At 66.5% G+C, this 19,729-nt stretch carries 17 protein-coding genes; 10 read left to right on the top strand and 7 right to left on the bottom strand.

Going from position 1 to position 19,729, the window contains the following annotated elements:
- Positions 1-162 precede the first annotated feature (162 nt).
- From HA052_RS24120 to HA052_RS24150, 7 genes are all read right to left on the bottom strand, one after another.
- A complete protein-coding gene (locus HA052_RS24120; RefSeq protein ID WP_166453957.1) occupies positions 163-1,434 on the bottom strand; it encodes a flagella assembly protein FlgT middle domain-containing protein in 1,272 nt (423 codons plus the stop codon).
- Positions 1,434-2,075, bottom strand: coding sequence for an LPP20 family lipoprotein (locus HA052_RS24125; protein ID WP_081545621.1), 642 nt, complete (start codon positions 2,073-2,075; stop codon positions 1,434-1,436). The genes HA052_RS24120 and HA052_RS24125 overlap by 1 nt, the downstream gene beginning before the upstream one ends.
- Positions 2,076-2,184: 109 nt before the next feature.
- A complete protein-coding gene (locus HA052_RS24130) occupies positions 2,185-3,102 on the bottom strand; it encodes a DJ-1/PfpI family protein (protein WP_166453958.1) in 918 nt (305 codons plus the stop codon).
- Positions 3,092-4,000 (bottom strand): EamA family transporter, encoded by a 909-nt coding sequence (locus tag HA052_RS24135; RefSeq protein ID WP_166453959.1) that lies wholly within the window; start codon positions 3,998-4,000, stop codon positions 3,092-3,094. Before HA052_RS24135 ends, HA052_RS24130 begins: the two co-directional genes overlap by 11 nt.
- Positions 3,987-4,205: a DUF1737 domain-containing protein gene (locus tag HA052_RS24140; RefSeq protein ID WP_166453960.1), complete on the bottom strand. Its 219-nt coding sequence runs from the start codon at positions 4,203-4,205 to the stop codon at positions 3,987-3,989. The genes HA052_RS24135 and HA052_RS24140 overlap by 14 nt, the downstream gene beginning before the upstream one ends.
- A gap of 108 nt (positions 4,206-4,313) precedes the next feature.
- The gene (locus tag HA052_RS24145; protein ID WP_166453961.1) at positions 4,314-4,865 is read right to left on the bottom strand and encodes an isochorismatase family protein; all 552 of its coding nucleotides are present in this window, start codon (positions 4,863-4,865) and stop codon (positions 4,314-4,316) included.
- Positions 4,866-4,935: 70 nt separating this feature from the next.
- Positions 4,936-5,643 carry a LysE family translocator gene (locus tag HA052_RS24150; protein WP_166453962.1) on the bottom strand — a complete coding sequence of 236 codons (708 nt, stop codon included), beginning with the start codon at positions 5,641-5,643 and terminating at the stop codon, positions 4,936-4,938.
- Positions 5,644-5,873: 230 nt separating this feature from the next.
- On the opposite strand from HA052_RS24150, the gene HA052_RS24155 reads away from it, so the two are divergent.
- From HA052_RS24155 to nirD, 10 genes are all read left to right on the top strand, one after another.
- A complete protein-coding gene (locus HA052_RS24155) occupies positions 5,874-7,322 on the top strand; it encodes an aminotransferase-like domain-containing protein (protein WP_081545627.1) in 1,449 nt (482 codons plus the stop codon).
- Between the two features lie 202 nt (positions 7,323-7,524).
- Complete coding sequence (locus HA052_RS24160) at positions 7,525-10,794, top strand: sensor domain-containing protein (RefSeq protein ID WP_166453963.1); 3,270 nt, start codon at positions 7,525-7,527, stop codon at positions 10,792-10,794.
- 513 nt (positions 10,795-11,307) lie between these two features.
- Positions 11,308-11,577 (top strand): translation initiation factor IF-1, encoded by a 270-nt coding sequence (gene infA / locus HA052_RS24165; RefSeq protein ID WP_081545629.1) that lies wholly within the window; start codon positions 11,308-11,310, stop codon positions 11,575-11,577.
- Positions 11,578-11,586: 9 nt separating this feature from the next.
- A complete protein-coding gene (locus HA052_RS24170; RefSeq protein WP_081545630.1) occupies positions 11,587-11,808 on the top strand; it encodes a hypothetical protein in 222 nt (73 codons plus the stop codon).
- Positions 11,809-12,186: 378 nt separating this feature from the next.
- Positions 12,187-13,512: a glycoside hydrolase family 19 protein gene (locus HA052_RS24175; protein WP_206119035.1), complete on the top strand. Its 1,326-nt coding sequence runs from the start codon at positions 12,187-12,189 to the stop codon at positions 13,510-13,512.
- A gap of 218 nt (positions 13,513-13,730) precedes the next feature.
- The gene (locus tag HA052_RS24180) at positions 13,731-14,321 is read left to right on the top strand and encodes an ANTAR domain-containing response regulator (protein ID WP_166453964.1); all 591 of its coding nucleotides are present in this window, start codon (positions 13,731-13,733) and stop codon (positions 14,319-14,321) included.
- A gap of 17 nt (positions 14,322-14,338) precedes the next feature.
- A complete protein-coding gene (locus tag HA052_RS24185) occupies positions 14,339-15,436 on the top strand; it encodes a CmpA/NrtA family ABC transporter substrate-binding protein (protein WP_166453965.1) in 1,098 nt (365 codons plus the stop codon).
- A gap of 303 nt (positions 15,437-15,739) precedes the next feature.
- Entirely contained in the window at positions 15,740-16,942 is a 1,203-nt protein-coding gene (locus HA052_RS24190; RefSeq protein WP_166453966.1) for a nitrate/nitrite transporter, read from the top strand.
- Positions 16,943-16,959: 17 nt separating this feature from the next.
- Complete coding sequence (nirB, locus tag HA052_RS24195; RefSeq protein WP_166453967.1) at positions 16,960-19,392, top strand: nitrite reductase large subunit NirB; 2,433 nt, start codon at positions 16,960-16,962, stop codon at positions 19,390-19,392.
- Between the two features lie 7 nt (positions 19,393-19,399).
- Positions 19,400-19,729 carry a nitrite reductase small subunit NirD gene (nirD, locus tag HA052_RS24200; protein ID WP_166453968.1) on the top strand — a complete coding sequence of 110 codons (330 nt, stop codon included), beginning with the start codon at positions 19,400-19,402 and terminating at the stop codon, positions 19,727-19,729.

Raw genomic sequence — 19,729 nt, forward strand, 5'->3', positions numbered from 1 at the left:
CGCGAGCGCTTGGGTGAATTGCTACTTTCGAAACAACGGCGAGGGCGTGAATGCCCTCGCGTTGTGAAAAAGCAGCCGTCCCGTTACCCGATCAAACAAGTTCGATCCGCTAAGTGAACGGCATTACGCCTTCACGGCGGGCTTTTTTATTGGCGACAGGGATTAACGTCGCGGCATGAAGCGCACATAGTCCCCTTCACTCACCTTGCCCTGCGACTGCACCGCGCCGACGGCGAAATTAGGCTGCACCTGGCTGATGATGACATCGCCGGCCAAGGTCTCCGGCACGCCCAGCTCGCGCCCGGAGATCAGATCCCGCACCGGTTGCGCGCTCTTGCGCTGGTAGACCAGGAATTTATCGCCAACGGCGACGCCGTCCAGCGAGCCGGCATTGATATACACCTGGCGCGCGTCGACCAGTTTGACGATGCGGGCGGAGAACGGAATGCAAGAGATCACGTCGCCAATCCGGCTCACCGCCTGATCCAGCGCCCGGCTCACCGCCTGGCCGTAATCGCTCTGCCAGAACGCCGCCGAGGCGAACGGACGCGGCGGGTTGGGCGTCACATCGCCCCGGGCCAGCTCCGACACCCGCTCGCGGGCCAGCAAGGCGCCGGTCAGGGCATCGTAAACCCAGACTTCGGCGTCGAATTGGCGCTCGGTGGGCACGTACTTGACCCCGCCGCCGAACAGGCCGGCGAACGGCCCGTTGTAGAAGGTGCCCTGCTGACTGGTGTTGTTGGACTCGTACAGCGATTTACGCAGCCCCTTGGCGGTAGCGCCGGTGGCGAGCACCCTCCCGGCCACCACGAACTGGGCGTCTTCGGATTGGCCGATGCGGCGGGCGATCTCCGCGCCGGCGGCCGGTTCGGCCACGCGCGAATCCGCCAGCACCGACACCGTGTTGGCGTCCAGCAGGCTGTACATGCGGTTGGCGCCCAGCCGCCGCGACAGCTCGGTGGGCAGGCCGGTGGCCAGCTCCGGCATGTCTGACGCCTCCGCCGGGCGGTCCACCTGGAAATACGTGGTGACGATCTTGCGGCGCAGGCTGCGGCCCGGCGGCATCGCGCAGGCCGGCTCCTTGCCGCGCGCGGCGCCGGACGGCTTGCCGGTGTCCACCTCCACCAGCACATGGTAGAGCTTGCCCTGCTGGAACTCCTTCACCACCTTGACCGCGCCCTGCGCCGGCGCCAACGGCGTCAGCGAGCCGGACTCGCTGCTTTTGCCGTAATCCAGCCCCTGCGAAGCCTCTACTCGCGCGCCTTGGCGCAACGCCACCATCTTGAGCGCGTCCTGCAGCGCCTGCTCGCGCGCGGGGGCGACGCCGTTGTCCAGCGAAGCCACGCCTTCGGCGCGCATGATCTCGGCGCCGGCCGGACAAACAAAAGCCGCCGCAAACGCGGCGGCCAACAGGGTACGGAAACGAAACCGCATCATTGAGCCATATAGTAGTTGCTGTTGTAGCGCGCCGCGCCGCAATTGCCCTCGGCGCACTGCAGGCCGGACGTGGCGTTTTCCTGCGAAGCCTTCATCACGCTGCCGGTCTTGTCCAGCGCCTGGCGAAACTGTTTGTAGAAATCCTGATCCAGCGTGATTTCGGCCACGGCCTCGCTGGTGCCGTCCGGCTTCATGCTGTTGGAAACGATGTTGACCCCGCGCAGATAAGCATCCACATAAGTGCGGAAGCTGTCGCTGTTGGCGATCATGTTCGATACCGAGCTATTGCCCACCAGCTTCATGCCCTGAACCTGTTCGGCGATGGCTCGGAAAGCGTCCAGCCGGGCGGCTCGCAGCGCCAGCAGCTTGCGCTGCGACGGCGTAAGGCTGGAAGAGTACGGCGCCGCGCCGCTGCCCACCACCCGCACCACAATGGGCTGATAGGGATTCACCTCCTTCACCACCACCTTGGGCGCCTCGGTTTCAATGCCAGGACCGACGAAACCGACGCCGCTCGGCGTCATCCCCGCGGCGGCGCGCGGCGCTTCGGCGGCCTGCGGCGGACGCTCGGCGGTGGCGCAGGCGGACAAGCCCAGCAAGACGGACAAAAAGCAGGCAATACTGGGAATCGTTTTCATGGCAAATACCGTTGGATATTGCTGGAATTATGAAGCGATCTAAGCGAACGTCAACCGCAACATCGGCATTCCCATGCAAAACTTGAATAAAAACAAAATCCCGCTCGCATCAGCAAGCGCCTACTCCGGCCCGGTTCAACTGCCGGGCCGAGGAAAACCCGGCCGCCAACGCGGCCTTCTCCTTGGACAGGCCGGCGTCGCGCCACTGGCTGGCCAGCGCCAGCCGCAGCCCGGTGTGATAGTCGTGCACCGATACCCCGGCGTGCTCGCGGAACAGCCGCGACAAATGCCTGGCGCTGACATGGACCTGACCAGCCAAGTCCTCCACCCTCCAGCCGCGGGCCGGATCGGCGGCGATCAAGTCCTGCGCCTTGTGCACCGCCGGGTGCAAATGGTTGCGATGCGTCAGCCACGGCGACAACTCCGGGTCGCCGGCGGAGCGGCGGAAATACACCACCATATGGCGTGCCACATCGCGCGCCAGCGCCGGACCGGCGAGCTGCGCGATCAGTTGCAGGGCCAGGTCCACGCCGGCGGTGATGCCGGCGCTGCTGCTGACGAGCCCGTCCTGCACGAATACGCGGTTCTGCTGCACCCTGGCCTGCGGCGCCAATTGCTGCAAACGCTGCAGCAAAGTGTGGTGAGTGGTGCATTGACGGCCGTCCAGCAAGCCGGCTTCCGCCGTCAGCAGGCTGCCGGAGCAAATGCTGGCCACCCGCTGGCGGTTGGGATCCACCCTGCGACGCAGCCAACGCACGATCTCGCGCGCCTCCGGGCGCGCGTAAGCCTCGATCGAATGCGCGGCGCCGCTGATCACCACCAACGCCTCGTCCGGCAGAACCTCTGGCAAGGGCGCCGCGCCTTCCAGACTCAAGCCCAGCGAGGTGGGCACGCCGGACGCCGGCGCGATGTAGTGCGACCGGAACGGCGCGCCCAGTTGCGCGGCGATGCGGAAAGCGTCGGCCGGGCCGGCCAGGTCCACCAGCAGCAGATTGGGCGGCAACACGAAAAAGATATCAAACGCCACGCGTCGCCGCTCCCGCGCGCAAGCGCGCCAGCCAGCGCGCGCCGAACACGTTCACCGCCAAACCGGCCAGTAGCAGCAAGCTGCCGGCGGCTTGCAGCGCGCTCAAGCGCTCATCCAGCAACAGACCGGATGCCAGCACGCCCACCACCGGCACCAGCAGCGAAAACGGCGCCACCTTGCCGGCCGGGTGGCGCGACAGCAATCTGCTCCATAAACCGTAGCCGAACAGGGTGGCGACAAAAGCCAGATAGGCCACCGCGAACCAGGCCTGCGGCGTGAAATGCCCCAGGGCGGCGGCGATGCGTTCGCCCCCCTCCAGCCACCAGGACAGCAGGAAGAACGGAATCGGCGGCACCAGGCTGGACCACACTACCAGCCCCAACGGCTGCACGCGGTAGCCGGCGCGGCCCATCTGCCGCACCACCACATTGGACAGCGCCCAGCTGAAGGCGGCGGCGATGGTCAGGCCCAGACCCACCGCCGTCATGCTGTCGCCCTTGCTCAGGCCGATCAGCGCCAGGCCGCACAGGGCCAGCAGCAAGCCGGCCATCTGGCTGGCCTGCCAATGCTCGCGCAGCCACAAGCCGGCCAGGATCAAGGTGAAGAAAGCCTGTGATTGCAGCACCACCGAGGCGAGGCCGGCCGGCATGCCCAGCTTGATCGCGGTGAACAGGCAGGCAAACTGGCCGACGCCCACGCAAAGACCATAAGCCAATAGATAGCGCCACGGCAGCGACGGCCTGCGGATGAAGAACAAGGCCGGCACCGCGGCCAGACAGAAGCGCAGGCCGCCCAGCAGCAAGGGCGGCACATCGGACACGCCCCATTTGATCACCACGAAGTTGACGCCCCACACCAGCACGATGGCCAACGCCTGCAGCAAATCACTCCACGGCATCGTCGCCTCCTTGCGCCGACGCGCCCGGCCACACCACCGCCTGAGCGACAATGACGCGCTCGCCGTTGAAGGTTGCCGCCGGCGAACCGTGCAGCCGATAGCCCAAAGCCAGCGCCTCGCTGACGCGACGGCAGAAACCGGCGTCGTCCGGGCCGGTCAGCAAACGATAGGCCGGCATGTCGTCGGGCGGAAGGGTGGACTGCATGCAATTCTCCCATGGCTGCGCGGCGGGCCGCGCCCGCCGCATTCATTTTGGATATCGCTTTACGGTAACATCAGATAGTCGAGATGGCGATGGTCAAATACCTGCCGTTCAGCGCGCCAGCTTGGCCAGCGCCTGCTCCACGCTGACGATGTCGGCGAAACGGCCGGCCAGCACCAGTTCGGTCTTGGCGCGAATCTCCGCCGGGCTGAAAACCTGGCTGCTATGCGGATGAGTCATCGCAAACGTCAGCGTGGCCTCGGTGACGAAGTCCACTTCGTAGCCTAGGTCGGACGCCACCCGGGTGGTGGTTTCGCAGCATTGCTCGGTGCGGATCCCGGACACGATCAAGCGCTGGATGCCGTGGCGGATGAGCCAGGGCTGCAGGCCGGAATCGGTCAGGGCGTTGTGCACATGTTTGACGAAGGTGGCTGCCGGCCGGTGGCGCAGCCACTCCAGCGGCCGCACTAGGCCGGACTCGGCGGAAAAGGCGGCGTCGCCGTCTTCGTGCAGGATGTTGATCACCGGCGCGCCCAGTCTCTCGGCTCCGGCGATCAATTGCTGCAGCTTGTCCTGAAAGGCCGGAATCTCGTCTTCCTTCCAATACGGGCGGTGGCGGAATGATTCTTGCGCGTCAATCACCAGCAAGGCGGTTTTCTTCATGGCGGTTTCTCCCTCGCGTCCGGGCCGGACGCTGTTGAACACAGCCCGAATGCTACGGACTCGCGCGCCTTTATTTAACGCTGATTACGGACAAGCCGCTGTCAAAAACGGACATCGTGCCCACCGCTTGCGGCGCCGCCGGCGCAGCCGCGATCTCGGCGGCCCTTGCCGGACCGCGCGGCTGGAACTCGTCGCACAACAGCCACAGCGCAGTGGCGGCCATCAACACTCCCATGCTCAGATTGAAGCCCAATAGCGCGCGAGGGCTGGCGAGCCAAGCGCGCAAACGTTCGCCGGCCCAGGCCCAGACGCCGATGCAGGGCAGATTGACCACGGCGAACACCGCCGCCAGCATGGCCGCGCCCAGCCAGCGCTGACCATCCGCAGCCGGCATGAACAGGATGGCGGCGTTGATCACCATCACCCAGGCCTTGGGGTTGAGCCATTGAAACAGCGCCGCGCCGACAAAACCCAGCGGCCGCGCCGCCGCGCCCGCCTCCGGTTGGCCGGCGCGGGCGATCTTCCAGGACAGCCACAATAGATAAGCGCAACCCAGCAAGGCCAGCGGCAAGCGCGCGGCCTGGATGCCGTCCAGCAACAGCGACAATAGGCTGCCCACCAGGAACACCTGGAAAGCGCAACCCAGGCTGATGCCCAGCATGTGCGGGATGGTGCGGCGAAAGCCGAAATTGACACCGGACGCGGTCAGCATCAGGTTATTGGGGCCGGGGGTGATGGACATCACCGCCACGTAGGACAGTAGGGCGAATTCGGGCATGACGGGCTTCACTTTCTTGCTCCGCGCCGGCCGGCGGCGCGGTATGACGATGCATGGGGCCGACGCGGCCCCGCTTTCCCAATCCATGCTACGCAGCGCCTCGCCGCGCCGACAGCCGCAGCTGTCACCTTTCGTGGTGGTGACAGCGCGGCGTTTCCTCAAACTGTCACCATCGCCTATCATGGGCACTGTGTCTGTCTACCACCGCCCAAGCGCGGCAAGCTGTGCTCATGGAACCCATTGTCGCCCCCCAAGCCCCCACGCTGTATCAGCAACTGGCCGACGATCTGTCGCTGGCCATCAAGCGCGGCACGCTGCCGCCCGGCGCCAAATTGCCGTCGGTGCGGCGCACTTCGCAAAGCCGCCAGCTCAGCCTGAACACCGTGGTGGCCGCCTACCGGGTGCTGGAAGACCGCGGCTTGATCGAGGCCCGGCCGCAATCCGGCTACTACGTGCGGGCGCGGCTGCCGTCGCCGGCTCGCCCGGCGGCCACCCTCAGCAGCCCGGCCGCGCCCACTCGCCCACAGGTGCTGGGCCTGATCGACACCGTGCTGGAGGCGCAGCAGAACGAGGATTACATCGACTTGGCGCTGGCCTGTCCGCACGGAGGAGACTTCTATCCCGGCAGCAAGCTGGGCCGGCTGATGGGACAGATACTGCGCCGTCAGCCCGGCATGGTCAGCCGTTACGCGTTGCCGCCGGGCTCCTTGCGGCTGCGCACCCAGATCGCGCGCCGCGGCCTGGAACTGGGCATGACCCTGCAGGCTCAGGACATCGTACTCACCCACGGTTGCATGGAAGCGCTGCAATTGGCGCTGCGCGCGGTGACCCGGCCCGGCGACACCGTGGGCCTGGAATCGCCCACCTATTTCAACCTGCTGCCGCTGATCGCCAGCCTGGGCCTAAAAACGGTGGAAATCCCCACCGATCCGCAAACCGGCCTGTCCATCGACGCGGTGGAGCTCTTGCTGGCGGAAAAGCGCATCAACGCGCTGGTGGCGATGCCCAATGTGCACAACCCGCTGGGCGCGACCATGCCGCTGGAAGCCAAGAAGCGGCTGGCGCGGCTGATCACCCGCCACCAGGTACCGCTGATCGAGGACGCCTTGTACGCCGAGCTGCAGTTCGGCGACACCCTGGCGCCGGCGGTCAAGGCCTTCGACGAGGAAGGCTGGGTCATTGTCTGCTCCAGCTACACCAAGACGCTGGCGCCCGACTTCCGCATCGGCTGGATGGAAGGGGGCCGCTTTGGTCACGCGCTGCGCCAGCTCAAGTTCGCCTCCTCCGTGGCGGAGCCGGCGGTGCTGGCGGAAACCTTGGGCGCTTTCCTGGAGTCCGGCGGCTACGATCATCATCTGCGCGCGCTGAAGCGGCGCTACGCCGCCCACGTGGAGAAGGTGCGCGGCATGATCGCGCGCCACTTCCCGGCCGGCACCCACGCCACGGCGCCTTCCGGCGGCTTTCTGATCTGGGTGGAGCTGCCCGAGGACATCGACGCGGTGGAGTTGTTCCACGCCGCCATCGCGGAGAAGATCAGCATCATGCCCGGCCCGCTGTACTCCCCCAGCGGCCGCTATCCCAACGCCCTGCGGCTGTCCTGCTGCTATCCGCTGGACGACCGCTATCTGGCGGCGCTGGCGCGCGTCGGCGTTCTGGCCGGCCAGCTCCGGCGTTCATAAAACTCCGCCGGCAACGCCTCTGCGCGGCGGCGTCCGGGCAAACCCTCGCTCCGTCGCGCGCGTAGAGCATCTTGAAGGCGCGAGAGGGTGTTATGGACCTCTCATATTGCTATTAAGTAGTTGGCCTTTTTGCAATCCACGCCTAACAATTAAGCAAGACCTGAGCGCGCGCGCAGCGGGCTCGAGCGCAAAAAGAGACTTCATGCCGACGACCAAGAAACCAGCCGCCGCCGACAGCGGGTCCGCCGCCGGCAAACACCAGCGCCGTCTGCGCGACCTGCTGAACCGCTACGACGCCGCCTTCTCCGCCGGCGCGTCGCTGGACAGCCTGTTGCGCCAGCTGGAGCAATTGCGCGATTACGCGCTGCGCCACGCCATCGGTGAAGCGCAGATCTTGTCCGCGCTGGCCGCTCAGCCCTCCTTGCCGCAGGACAGCGCCGCCGGACGACAAGCGCGGCAGATGCTAACGGACATGACCCATAATCTGGGACGACAACTGCTGCAGCCGGCGCAGCCCTCCTCCGCCAAGCCGCTGTCGCCGGCTCAGGCCATGCTGGAACAATTGGAAGACGGCGTGCTGCTGCTGGAGCCTGTAGGCCAGCAAGTGCTGTACGCCAACGCCGCGCTAATGGAGTTACTGGGCCTCGCCGACGCGCCCGCCTATCCTGTCGCGCTCTCGACGCTGGCGCCCGGCAGCGGGCTGACCGAAGCGCTGCGTCCGCTGCTGGCCTTGCCCAAGGGCAAGCCCAGCCAAATCGCCGCCATCCCGCTGCGACGGCCGGGAGGCGACACCGGCCATGCCGACATCCGCGCGCGGCCGTTGCGGACCGATGATCATGACTGCCTGTTGCTGACCTTCCACGACGCCACCGACCGGCTCACCTCCGAACAATTGCTGACCCGCCATCTGGACATCCTCGCGCAACTGGCCGGCCTGTCCGCGGAGCTGGCCAGCCAGCCGGCCGAACCGCTTTGGGCGCGCATGAGCGGCCTGCTGGAGCGCGTGGGCCGCTTCCTCGGCGCGGACCACTGCCTGCTCGCCCTGCTTGATGTCGACGGCAAGCAAGTGCGCATCGCCCGCGAGTGGCGGCGCGAGGCGCGGGTGGGCGCCCCCCCGGCCGACCCCCCGGTCATCCCGCGTCCCAAGCTCTGCTGGCTGGAACAACAGCTGGGCCAGCAGCGTACTTTGCAGTTGAACGACAGCGCCGACGGATCGGAAGCTGCCGCCGTTCTGCGGCAGTTGCTGGGCGACAACGGCCAGAGCGCTCTGCTGGCCACGCTGCGGCCTCGCCAATGCTGGCGCGGCGTGCTGGCGGTCAGCGCGCCGGCCCCCCTCAGCTGGCTGTGGATAGAACAACACATGCTGCAATCGGTGGCGGACATGCTGTCCAACTTCCTGGACCGCAGCCAGCACCACAGCGACGCCCAACGCCGCCAGAGCGAGGCGCTGGCCCAGGCGCGCATCGGCCATTGGGAATGGCGACGCGGCGACGCCGCGCCGCATTGGTCCGACGAGCTGTATCAACTGTGGCGGCAGGACCCTGCCCGGTCTCCCCCGCCGCTGACGCAATTGCCCGCGCTGTTGCCGCCCGCCGACTGGCCTCCGCTGCGCCGCTGCCTGCGTCAAGTGCTGCGCCGGCGCGAAACCGCTCAACTTGACCATCGCATCCTGCTGCCGGACGGCGGCGACCGCTACGTGCGCCACCACATCGCGCTGGAACAGGACGGCCGCGGCCGTGTCCTCCGCCTGAGCGGCACCCTGCAGGACATCAGCGAATTCAAGCTCCGTGAACAGACTCTGCAACAAGCCGCGGCCGTCTACGAGCACACGCTGGAAGGCGTGATGATTGCCGACGCCGACCTGCGCATCCTCGACGTCAACGCCGCCTTCAGCGCGCTCACAGGCTACGCCCGCGTCGATCTACTGGGGCAAAGCCCGCGCGTATTGCACTCCGGCCGCCACGACGCCGGCTTCTACCGCCGGCTGTGGCAGGCCGTGGCGGAGCACGGCCGCTGGCAAGGCGAGATATGGAACCGGCACAAGGACGGCAGCGTGGAACCGGCCTGGCTCACCGTCACCGCGGTGCGCGACGGCGCGGTGCGCAACTACGTCGGCGTGTTCTCCGACATCGCCCAGATCAAGAAATCCGCCGCCGAAATGGCACAGCTGGCGCATTACGATTCCTTGACCACCCTGCCTAATCGGCTGCTGTTTCTATCGCGGCTGGAACACGCCATCCAGACCGCCAAACGCGAACGCCGCCGCGTGGCGGTGCTGTTCATCGACCTGGACAACTTCAAGCAGATCAACGACACCCGCGGCCACGGCGCCGGCGACCGCCTGCTGGTGGAGGTGGCCGCCCGGCTCAAGGACTGTTTGCGCGCCAACGACACCGTGGCCCGCATCGGCGGCGACGAGTTTCTGATCCTGCTGGAGAACCAAAAGGCCGACAACCCGGTGATCGACATCGCCAACAAAATCGTCAAAGCCTGCGCTCGGCCGTTCCAACTGGAAGAACAAGAGGTGGAAGTGGGCTGCAGCGTGGGCATCAGCATCTACCCGCGCGACGGCCAAGACGCGGAAACCCTGATGCGCAACGCCGACGCCGCCATGTACCAGGCCAAAAACGACGGCAAGGGCGCCTTTCGCTTTTACACCGAGGAGCTGACCCAGCGCGCTCGGCTGCGGGTGGAGCAGGAGCGCGAGCTGCGCCTGGCGCTGGAGAGACGAGAGCTGTTTCTGGTGTTCCAGCCCAAATATCATCTGCAAAGCGGCGCTCTTGTCGGCGCCGAGGCCTTGCTGCGCTGGCAACACCCAAGCCAGGGGCTGATTGGACCGGACACCTTCATTCCGCTGGCGGAGGAAACCGGCCTGATCATTCCGATCGGCAGCTGGCTGATCCGCCACGCCTGCGGCATCTTGCGACGCTGGCAAGACGCCGGCATATCGCCGGGCGTGCTCAGCCTCAATATCGCCGGCGCGCAAATCCAGCGCGCACCCATCCTGCAAACCCTGAAACAGGCGCTGCGCGACTGCCGGATTCCGCCGAGGCAGATCGAGCTGGAAATCACGGAACGCTTCGTGATGAGCAATCCGGACGCGCATCTGAAAGTGCTGCGCGAACTGCGCCAGCTGGGGGTAGGCCTGTCCATCGACGATTTCGGCACCGGCTACTCCTCGCTCAGTTACTTGCGCCGCTTGCCGGTGCAAACGCTGAAAATAGACCAATCGCTGGTGCGCGGCCTGCCGGACAGCGAGCACGAGGCCAGCATCAGCCTGGCCATCATCTCGCTGGCCAAAACCCTGCACCTCGGCCTGGTGGCCGAAGGCGTGGAGAACGAGGCGCAGCGCCGTTTCCTGCTGGATGCCGGCTGCGAACACGGCCAAGGCTTTCTCTACGCCCGGCCGCTGCCGGAAGACGAGTTCGCCGAACTGGTCAAAAACGGCGGCTCGGCCCCGCTCCGCCCCTGAGAATCTGTTTACGATCGGCTTCGCTTCATGAAACGCGACATTGCGAGTACGTCTTAAAAATGCCCATGCTCCACGCGTGGATTCCGCTTTCTCCGCCGTTTTGCCTTGTCTCGCCCTGGCTCGCGCAACTTTGAACAGACTCTATGCCGCCAAGGCGAAGAAACCGGCTTGCCGATCAGATTTTCACCACGGCGACGGCGGCGGCGAATAAATCCATCTCCCTGATTTTTTTGTGAAAACCTCCTCTTCGCCGCGCCTGATTCGGCCATTGCCGGAAAAATCCTTGTATTTTTCTGACAAATCAGTGCGTTAGATATATAATACCGTTCGCCTCAGATTTTCTGATCGTTCCGGCAGCTGCCTGCTGGACGCTCCGCCTTGCCTGAGGGCTGCCTGTGAAGCCAGCCCCTCCCTAGCTTGGTTACCGAATAGACGCGCCAATAGCTCCTGCTCGCGGCAGTCCACGTGACTGCCGCTGTGGCTGTTGGCCTACCGTATTAGAAAGGAATCGTAATGTCCAAAGAAGACATGATCGAACTGGAAGGTGTTGTCATTGAAATGTTGCCCGAGTCCCGCTTCCGCGTGCGCCTGGACAACAACGTCGAAATCCTTGCCTATGGCTCGGGCAAGATGAAGATGCACCGTATTCGCGTTCTGGTAGGCGACCGCGTCACTGTAGAGATGTCGCCTTACGATCTGACCAAAGGCCGCATCAATTTCCGTCATCCGACGGCCCCGGCCGGCGGCGGTTCACCTCGCCCCCAACATCACCGGCGCCGTTGATCTGCCGGCATGACCCGCTATCGCGGTCATGCCTTGGAGCAACATTTGCGAGTCAATGAACTCAAACCCGGCGATTACATCGCCGAACAACACGATAGCGCCGCAATCACTTTTACCGTGATTGCGGTCAATGCAGTAGGACGTCACTGTCACATCACCTTTTCGTCGGAATTGGGCCTGGATTCCGCCAGCTACCCGCACGACGCCTGGATCAACGCCGCTCGCCCCTGAGACGGCCGCGCAGTTACGATTGACGCCTAAGCCGCACCCCGCCCGGGATCTCACCCCGGCGCCAGCCGCGGCCGCTTCCGCCTTGTTTGTCCGAGCCCGGCTTAGCCGCGGGTCGGCCGCATTGCCGCGTCAATCTGATTCTTCCTCAAAAAGTCATTTGACATATCAAAAATTGGTTCCATAGTGGTATCTATGCCGTGCGTCGCGCACGGCAGAAAACCACCTAAGGGGCCTCGAAAAAACCATCGAGAGCGGTTTGTAGAGTATGGCGCAACGACGCTGCCGGACCGCGCATTGGCTTTGTCCAGGCCCCCATAAACGGCTGCCCCGATTCCACGCGGTGTCCACCGCGTCGGCAGCTCGACAACAGGAGCCAACATGCGCAAACCCTTCTCCGCCCTGCTGCTCGGCCTGGCCTGCCAGGCCGTCCTCGCCGCGCCCTGGAATGCCGGCGCCGTCTACCAAGCCGGACAACAAGTCCAATGGCAAGCCCAGGACTGGCAGGCGAAATGGCGCACCCGCGCCGAAACGCCGGCCGCCAACCCCAGAGGCAGCTGGACGCCGGTGGCGGCGGCCAAGGCCGCGGCGCAAGCCGAACCGGGCCAGCCCCAGCCGCCCACGCTGCAGCAAGCGCTGCAATACGAGGCCGGCCTGACCGACACCGCTTTCTTCCGCAACGTCAAAGCCTCGATCCGCACCTTGCCCAACGCTCAGGTGGAGCAAGTGGCCCCGGGCCGCGCCGCCAACCCGCTGAACGTGCGCCGGGTGGAACGGCTGCTCCCCGCCGCCAAGTGGGAGTATTACTTCTCGCGCCGCGACGTCAGCTACAGCTACCAGCGCTTCCTCCAGGCCATCGCCAAGTTTCCCGCCATCTGCGACGACTACGGCGACGGCCGCGACGGCGACGCCATCTGCCGCCACAGCCTGGCCACCATGTTCGCCCACTTCGCCCAAGAAACCGGCGACCACAACCGCAGCGACACGGTGCCTGAATGGCGACAGGGCCTGAAATACCTGCGCGAAATGGGCTGCGACGAAACCGGCCCCGGCTGCGGCTACAACACCGAATGCGCCGACCCGGTATTCAACAAAGTGTGGACCTGCGGCAAAAACGCCGACGGCAGCTGGAAAAAATACTTCGGCCGCGGCGCCAAACAGCTGTCTTACAATTACAATTACGGCCCCTTCTCCCAAGCCATGTACGATGGCGACCAATCGGTGCTGCTGAAGAATCCGGACCTGGTGGCCTCCACCTGGCTCAACCTGACCTCCGCCACTTTCTTCTTTGTCTTCCCGCAACCGCCCAAACCGTCGATGCTGCATGTGCTGGACGGCACTTGGGTGCCCAACGCCGCGGACAAGGCGGCGGGCGCCGGCAACAACTTCGCCACCACCATCCAGATCATCAACGCCGAGTGCGGCAGCGGCACCGAGCGCCAGGCGGCGCAGAACCGCATCGACTACTACCGCCAGTTCTCCAAGGACCTGGGCTGGGACTACGGCAACGAACAACTATCATGCGCCAATATGCAGCGCTTTAGCGCCGCCAGCTCCGCCGCCTACAACATCTATTGGGAAAAGGACTGGAAATGGGGCAATGACTACAAATGCCAGCTGGTGAATTACCAGACGCCGTACAGCGCGCTGCAAGCCGGCAACTACCAGCGCTGCGTAGAGGACAACTGGAACGTCAAGCTCAAATGAAATCGGCCGGCTCCGCTCGCGCGGGGCCGGCCTCGCCAACGACTGTTGTTCACCCGTGTTTCACCTCCTCGTCCATTGGCCATATCTCCGCTCCACGATAAGCCATCGCGGCTAAACGCCGCGTCAATCCGGCCGCGTCCTCGCTAAAAATCGCATCAAGAGTTCCCTTGGGCACGGCGCTTGCTTCAGCCAATCTGTCCCTTTCCCCCGGTGCCGCAATGTCCACGCCTCCGCCGCTGCGCCTGCTGCTGGTCAACGACCACGCAAAAACCATCGCTTCGCTGCGCCAGGCGCTGGCGCGCGCCGGCTACGCCGTCGTCGCCGAGGTGGACGGCGCCGCCGCGCTGCTGCAGGCGGTGGAGCGGCTGCGGCCGGACGTGGTGATCGTGGACACCGAATCCCCGTCGCGCGACACCCTGGAACAACTGGCGCTGCTGGGCGAGATCGCACCCCATCCGGTGGTGATGTTCGCCGATCAGGGCGACCTGCCCACCATAGAAGCCGCGGTCCACGCCGGCGTTGCCGCCTACGTGGTGGACCAGGCCGACGCGGCGCGGCTGGCGCCCATCATCGATCTAGCACGCGCGCGCTTCGCCGAGGACGCCCGCTTGCGGCGACGGCTGGCGGCGGCCGAACAACAACTGGCCGACCGCAAACTGATCGAACGCGCCAAGGGCATTCTGATGGACAAACGCCGGCTCAGCGAAAACGACGCCTATCAGGCGCTGCGCCAGCAGGCGATGCGCGAGGGCCTGCGCATCGCCGATCTCGCCCGGCAACTGATCCAGGCCGCCGAGTTGCTAGGCTGAACCACAAGGAAACTCCCATGACCGTCCCGCACCGCCTGCGCCTGGGCTATCTGCCGCTGACCGACAGCGCGCCGTTGATCGTCGCGCGCCAGCTCGGCTTGGACCGCCGCCACGGCCTGGAATTGGAACTGCTGCGCCAGCCTTCGTGGAGCGCAGTGCGCGACAAGCTGCTCGACGGCCGCCTGCACGCCGCCGCCGCGCTGTACGGCCTGGCCTACGGCATGCGACTGGGCCTGGCCGGCCCGCAAGCCGACACGGCGCTGCTGATGACGCTGAACCAAAACGGCCAGGCCATCACCCTCAGTCACCCGCTGGCCGACGCGCTGACCGCGTCGCCGGAGCAGGCGCTGCGCCGCCGCGCCCGCCAAGACGGCCCGCCGTTGACGCTGGCGCACACCTTCCCCGCCGGCACCCATGCGCTGTGGCTCAACTACTGGCTGGCGGCGAACGGCTTGGACCCGCAACGCGACGCGCGCCTGGTGGTGATCCCGCCGCCTCAGATGGGGGCGGCGCTGGAGGCCGGCCAGTTGGACGGCTTTTGCGCGGGCGAGCCCTGGCATCAGCAGGCGGCGGCGCGCCAGGCCGGCCGCATCGCCGTCGCCAGCGGCGAAATCTGGCCCGGTCACCCGGAAAAAGCCCTGCTCTGCCGCCGGGATTTCGCGCAAAAAGAGCCTACCGCCTCCATTGCGCTGATCATGACGCTGCTGGAAGCCTGCCGCTGGCTGGAACACAGCGAGCACCGTCGCCAGGCGGCGCGCTGGCTGGCGCGGCCGGAATACATCGGTCTGCCGGAAACGCTGATCGCCGCCACCCTGCCCTCAGGCGCCGCCGGCGCGTCGGCGCTGCGCTTCTTCGATCAGGGCAGGGTCAACTATCCCTATCCGTCCGACGGCGCCTGGTTCGTCGACCAGTTCCGGCGCTGGGGCTGGCTGCGCGGCGACGAGGACGCTCGCGCCGTGGCCGCCGAGGTCAGCCAGACCCGGCTCTACCGGCAGGCGGCGGAAGCGCTGGGCCTGCCGGCCCCGGCCCAGCCACAACGCCGCGGCCGCTTGTGCGACGGAGTGGAATGGGACGGGCTGCCGCGTTACCCGGCGACGGAGCATCTGCTTGATTAAGTCCCGCATGTTGCAACGCACAAACTCAGTGCGCAGCCGGCCCAAAGCGCACCAGCGCGGTGCGCTTTTGCCACCGCAAACCTAGATAAAGCCAGGCTTTCCGCCGCCCCGAGGCTGGCACGGCGTTTGCATAAGTCAAGCCGGGCCTGGCACAAAGACGTGCCGTGCCCACCCCAAATGCTTGTCCGGCCAATGGCGGCCGGGACGGCAACGGACAACGGCGTCCGCTCCTGCTATCACCGAGGAGCGAACGCCGTTTTTATTTTGGCCGGCCCCCGGCCGCTCGCGGCACAGGAGTTTCGCATGGACCGTTCTTTCTGGCACAGCGGGCACAAGCCCACCTTGCTGTCCGCCTTTCTCTATTTCGACCTCAGCTTCATGGTCTGGTATCTGCTGGGTCCGTTGCAGGTGCCCATCGCCGCCGCGCTGGGCCTGGACACTAGCGAACGCGCGCTGATGGTGGCCACCCCCATTCTGGCCGGCGCGCTGCTGCGGCTGGCCGTCGGCATGCTGGCGGACCGCATCGGCGCCAAGCGCACCGGGCTGATCGCTCAGATCGTCGTCATCGCCGCCCTGCTGGCCGCCTGGCGCGTCGGCCTGTCCAGCCTGGGCGGCGCGCTGCTGCTGGGCCTGTTCCTGGGCGTGGCCGGCGCCTCCTTCGCCGTGGCGCTGCCGCTGGCCTCGCGCTGGTATCCGCCGGCCCATCAGGGCACGGCGCTGGGCATCGCCGGCGCCGGCAACTCCGGCACCGTGCTGGCGGCATTGTTCGCGCCGGCGCTGGCGCTGCAATTCGGCTGGCAGAACGTGTTCGGCCTCGCCTGCCTGCCCTTGTTGCTGGTCCTGTTGCTGTTCGCCCGGCTGGCCAAGGACGCGCCCGACGCGCCGCCGCCCAAGCGCTGGGCGGATTACCTGGCGGTGCTGGGGCAACGCGACGCCTGGTGGCTGATGTTGTTCTACGCCATCACCTTCGGCGGTTTCGCCGGTTTCGCCAGCGCGCTGCCCGGCTATTTCCACGACCAGTTCGGCTTCGACGCCAAGACCGCCGGTCTCTACACCGCCGCCTGCGTGTTCGCCGGCTCGCTGATGCGGCCGCTGGGCGGCGTGCTAGCGGACCGCATAGGCGGCACCCGCTCGCTGCTGGCCGTCTATCTCGCGGTGGCGGCGTTGCTGTTCGCAGCCGGCCTTGAGCCGGGCGGCGCCGGCGGCGCGCTGCTGCTGTTCGTGCTGGCCATGCTCTGCCTCGGCGCCGGCAACGGCGCGGTGTTCCAACTAGTGCCCCAGCGCTTCGGCGGCGAAATCGGCGCGATCACCGGCCTGATTGGCATGGCCGGCGGCGTCGGCGGCTTCCTGCTGGCGGCCGGCCTGGGCGTGATCAAACAAGCCAGCGGCGGCTACGCCATCGGCCTCTGGCTGTACGCCGCGCTGGCGCTGGCGGGCTGGGCCGGCCTGGCCGGGCTGCGCCAGCGCTGGCGCGCCGGCTGGACCCTGGCCAGCGCCCGGCTCTAAACCGCGAGGACATCATCATGACGAAACCCAAACTGGTGGTGGTCGGCAACGGCATGGCCGGCATCCGCACCGTGGAAGAACTGCTGACGCTGGCGCCGGACCTGTACGACATCACCGTGTTCGGCGCCGAGCCGCACCCCAATTACAACCGCATCCAGCTGTCCCCGGTGCTGGCCGGCGAACAGACTTTCGACGACATCGTGCTCAATCCGCGCGCCTGGTACGCCGAGCGCGGCATTACCTTGCACACCGGCAAAACCGTGGTGGAGCTGGACCGCGCGCGCCGGCAGGCGCTCGCCGACGACGGCAGCGTCGCCCCTTACGACCGCCTGCTGCTCGCCACCGGTTCGCTGCCGGTAATGCTGCCGCTGCCGGGCCGCGAGCTGGCCGGGGTCGTCGGCTACCGCGACATCCGCGACACCGAGGCCATGCTGGCCGCCAGCGCCGACGGCGGCCGGGCAGTGGTGATAGGCGGCGGCCTGCTCGGCCTGGAAGCCGCCTATGGCCTGAAACAACGCGGCATGGACGTCACCGTGGTCCATCTGGCGGACTGGCTGCTGGAGCGGCAGTTGGACCCCACCGCCGCTCAGTTGCTGCAGGCCTCGCTGGAAGCGCGCGGCCTGCGCATCTTGCTGGGCCGCCAGACCGCGGCTCTGCTGGACGACGGTCGCGGCGCGGTGGCTGCGGCGCGGCTCTCCGACGGCGAAACCCTGGAAGCCAAGCTGGTGGTGATGGCGGTGGGCATACGCCCCAATATCGCGCTGGCCGCCGGCGCCGGCCTGCACTGCGAACGCGGCGTGGTGGTCAGCGACGCGTTGCAGACTTTCGACCCGCGCATCTACGCGGTGGGCGAATGCGTCAGCCACCGCGGCGTCTGCTACGGCCTGGTGGCGCCGCTGTTCGAACAGGCCAAGGTCTGCGCCAACCACTTGGCGCAACTGGGCAGCAGCCGCTATCAGGGTTCGGTGATGGCCACCAAGCTCAAGGTCACCGGCATCGACCTGTTCTCCGCCGGCGACTTCATCGGCGGCGACGGCTGCGATGAGATCGTGCTGTCGGACCCGGCCGGAGGCCTGTACAAGAAACTGGTGCTACGCGAGGACAAACTGATCGGCGTCTGCCTGTACGGCGACACTGCCGACGGGGCCTGGTACTTCAAACTGCTGCGCGAACAGCGGGCGATAGGCGATCTGCGCGAGCGGCTGATCTTCGGCGAAACCGCCATCGGCGACGTCGGCGTGCAAGGCCAGAGCCGCGCCGCCGGCATGCGGGACAGCGACGAAGTCTGCGGCTGCAACGGCGTCAGCAAGGGCGCCATCGTCAAGGCGATCAAGGAAAACGGCCTGTTCACCCTGGACGAAGTCAAACAATGCACCAAGGCCGGCAGCTCCTGCGGCTCCTGCAGCGGCCTGGTGGAGCAGATCCTGATGAACACGGTGGGCGCGAGCTTCCAAGAAGCGCCCAAGACCAAGGCCGTCTGCGGCTGCACCGATCACAACCACGCCGAGGTGCGCAAGGCCATCCGCGACCACCACCTGCTGGATCACGCTGCGGTCTACCACTTTCTGGAATGGCGCACGCCCAACGGCTGCGCCAGTTGCCGGCCGGCCATCAACTACTACCTGCTGTCCACCTGGCCGCGCGAAGCGGTGGACGATCCGCAAAGCCGCTTCGTCAACGAACGGGTGCACGCCAATATCCAGAAGGACGGCACCTTCTCGGTCATCCCGCAGATGAAGGGCGGCGTCACCAACGCGGCCGAGCTGCGCCGCATCGCCGATGTGGCCGACAAATACCAAGTACCCATGGTCAAAGTCACCGGCGGCCAGCGCATCGACCTGCTGGGCATCCGCAAGGAGGACCTGATCGAGGTCTGGAAAGACCTGGGCATGCAATCCGGCCACGCCTACGGCAAATCCATCCGCACCGTGAAAACCTGCGTCGGCAGCGAGTTCTGCCGCTTCGGCACCCAGAACAGCACCCAGATGGGCATAGACCTGGAAACCATGCTGGCCAATATGTGGGCACCGCACAAGGTCAAGCTGGCGGTGTCCGGCTGCCCGCGCAACTGCGCCGAAGCCGGCATCAAGGACGTGGGCGTGATAGCGGTGGACTCCGGCTGGGAGCTCTACGTGGGCGGCAACGGCGGCATCAAGACCGAGGTGGCGCAATTCCTGTGCAAGGTGAAGACCGCCGAGGAAGTGAAGGAATACAGCGGCGCCTTCCTGCAGCTCTACCGCGAGGAGGGCCATTACTTGGACCGCACCGTCCGCTACATCGCCCGCGTCGGCCTGGACTACGTCAAGGCGCGGGTGGTGGACGACGCCGCCAACCGCCAGGCGCTGTACCAGCGGCTGTTGTTCGCGCTGGAAGGCCTGCCCGACCCCTGGGCCGCCCGCATCGCCGGCGCGCAGCGCCAGGAATTCATCCCCTTGAAAGTCATCGCCTGAGGCCGCCATGGAACCCACCCCGTCCCCCTCCTCCCGCTGGCTGCGCGTGTGCGCGCTGGACGACATCCCGCTGCTGGGCAGCCGCGTGCTGGCCCGCGACGGCGGCGACATCGCCCTGTTCCGGCCGCAGCCTCAACAAGTGTTCGCGCTCTTGGACCGTTGCCCGCACAAGGGCGGCCCGCTGAGCCAGGGCCTGGTGCACGGCGCGGCGGTCACCTGCCCGCTGCACGGCTGGACCCTCAATCTGGACAGCGGCGAAGCGCAGGCGCCGGACCGCGGCTGCGCGCGGCGCTTTCCGGTTAGCCTGCGGGACGGCGACGTCTACCTGCAACTGTGA

This window comes from Chromobacterium fluminis (assembly GCF_011602385.1).
Lineage (GTDB): Bacteria > Pseudomonadota > Gammaproteobacteria > Burkholderiales > Chromobacteriaceae > Chromobacterium > Chromobacterium fluminis.

Bases quoted from the DNA above. Each gene is read 5' to 3' on its own strand.
- nirD (WP_166453968.1), top strand. From the start codon at position 19,400: ATGGAACCCACCCCGTCCCCCTCCTCCCGCTGGCTGCGCGTGTGCGCG.
- HA052_RS24140 (WP_166453960.1), bottom strand. From the start codon at position 4,205: ATGCAGTCCACCCTTCCGCCCGACGACATGCCGGCCTATCGTTTGCTG.
- HA052_RS24185 (WP_166453965.1), top strand. From the start codon at position 14,339: ATGACCGTCCCGCACCGCCTGCGCCTGGGCTATCTGCCGCTGACCGAC.
- HA052_RS24155 (WP_081545627.1), top strand. From the start codon at position 5,874: ATGGAACCCATTGTCGCCCCCCAAGCCCCCACGCTGTATCAGCAACTG.
- HA052_RS24150 (WP_166453962.1), bottom strand. From the start codon at position 5,643: ATGCCCGAATTCGCCCTACTGTCCTACGTGGCGGTGATGTCCATCACC.
- infA (WP_081545629.1), top strand. From the start codon at position 11,308: ATGTCCAAAGAAGACATGATCGAACTGGAAGGTGTTGTCATTGAAATG.
- HA052_RS24145 (WP_166453961.1), bottom strand. From the start codon at position 4,865: ATGAAGAAAACCGCCTTGCTGGTGATTGACGCGCAAGAATCATTCCGC.
- nirB (WP_166453967.1), top strand. From the start codon at position 16,960: ATGACGAAACCCAAACTGGTGGTGGTCGGCAACGGCATGGCCGGCATC.
- HA052_RS24125 (WP_081545621.1), bottom strand. From the start codon at position 2,075: ATGAAAACGATTCCCAGTATTGCCTGCTTTTTGTCCGTCTTGCTGGGC.
- HA052_RS24180 (WP_166453964.1), top strand. From the start codon at position 13,731: ATGTCCACGCCTCCGCCGCTGCGCCTGCTGCTGGTCAACGACCACGCA.
- HA052_RS24135 (WP_166453959.1), bottom strand. From the start codon at position 4,000: ATGCCGTGGAGTGATTTGCTGCAGGCGTTGGCCATCGTGCTGGTGTGG.
- HA052_RS24170 (WP_081545630.1), top strand. From the start codon at position 11,587: ATGACCCGCTATCGCGGTCATGCCTTGGAGCAACATTTGCGAGTCAAT.
- HA052_RS24190 (WP_166453966.1), top strand. From the start codon at position 15,740: ATGGACCGTTCTTTCTGGCACAGCGGGCACAAGCCCACCTTGCTGTCC.
- HA052_RS24160 (WP_166453963.1), top strand. From the start codon at position 7,525: ATGCCGACGACCAAGAAACCAGCCGCCGCCGACAGCGGGTCCGCCGCC.
- HA052_RS24175 (WP_206119035.1), top strand. From the start codon at position 12,187: ATGCGCAAACCCTTCTCCGCCCTGCTGCTCGGCCTGGCCTGCCAGGCC.
- HA052_RS24120 (WP_166453957.1), bottom strand. From the start codon at position 1,434: ATGCGGTTTCGTTTCCGTACCCTGTTGGCCGCCGCGTTTGCGGCGGCT.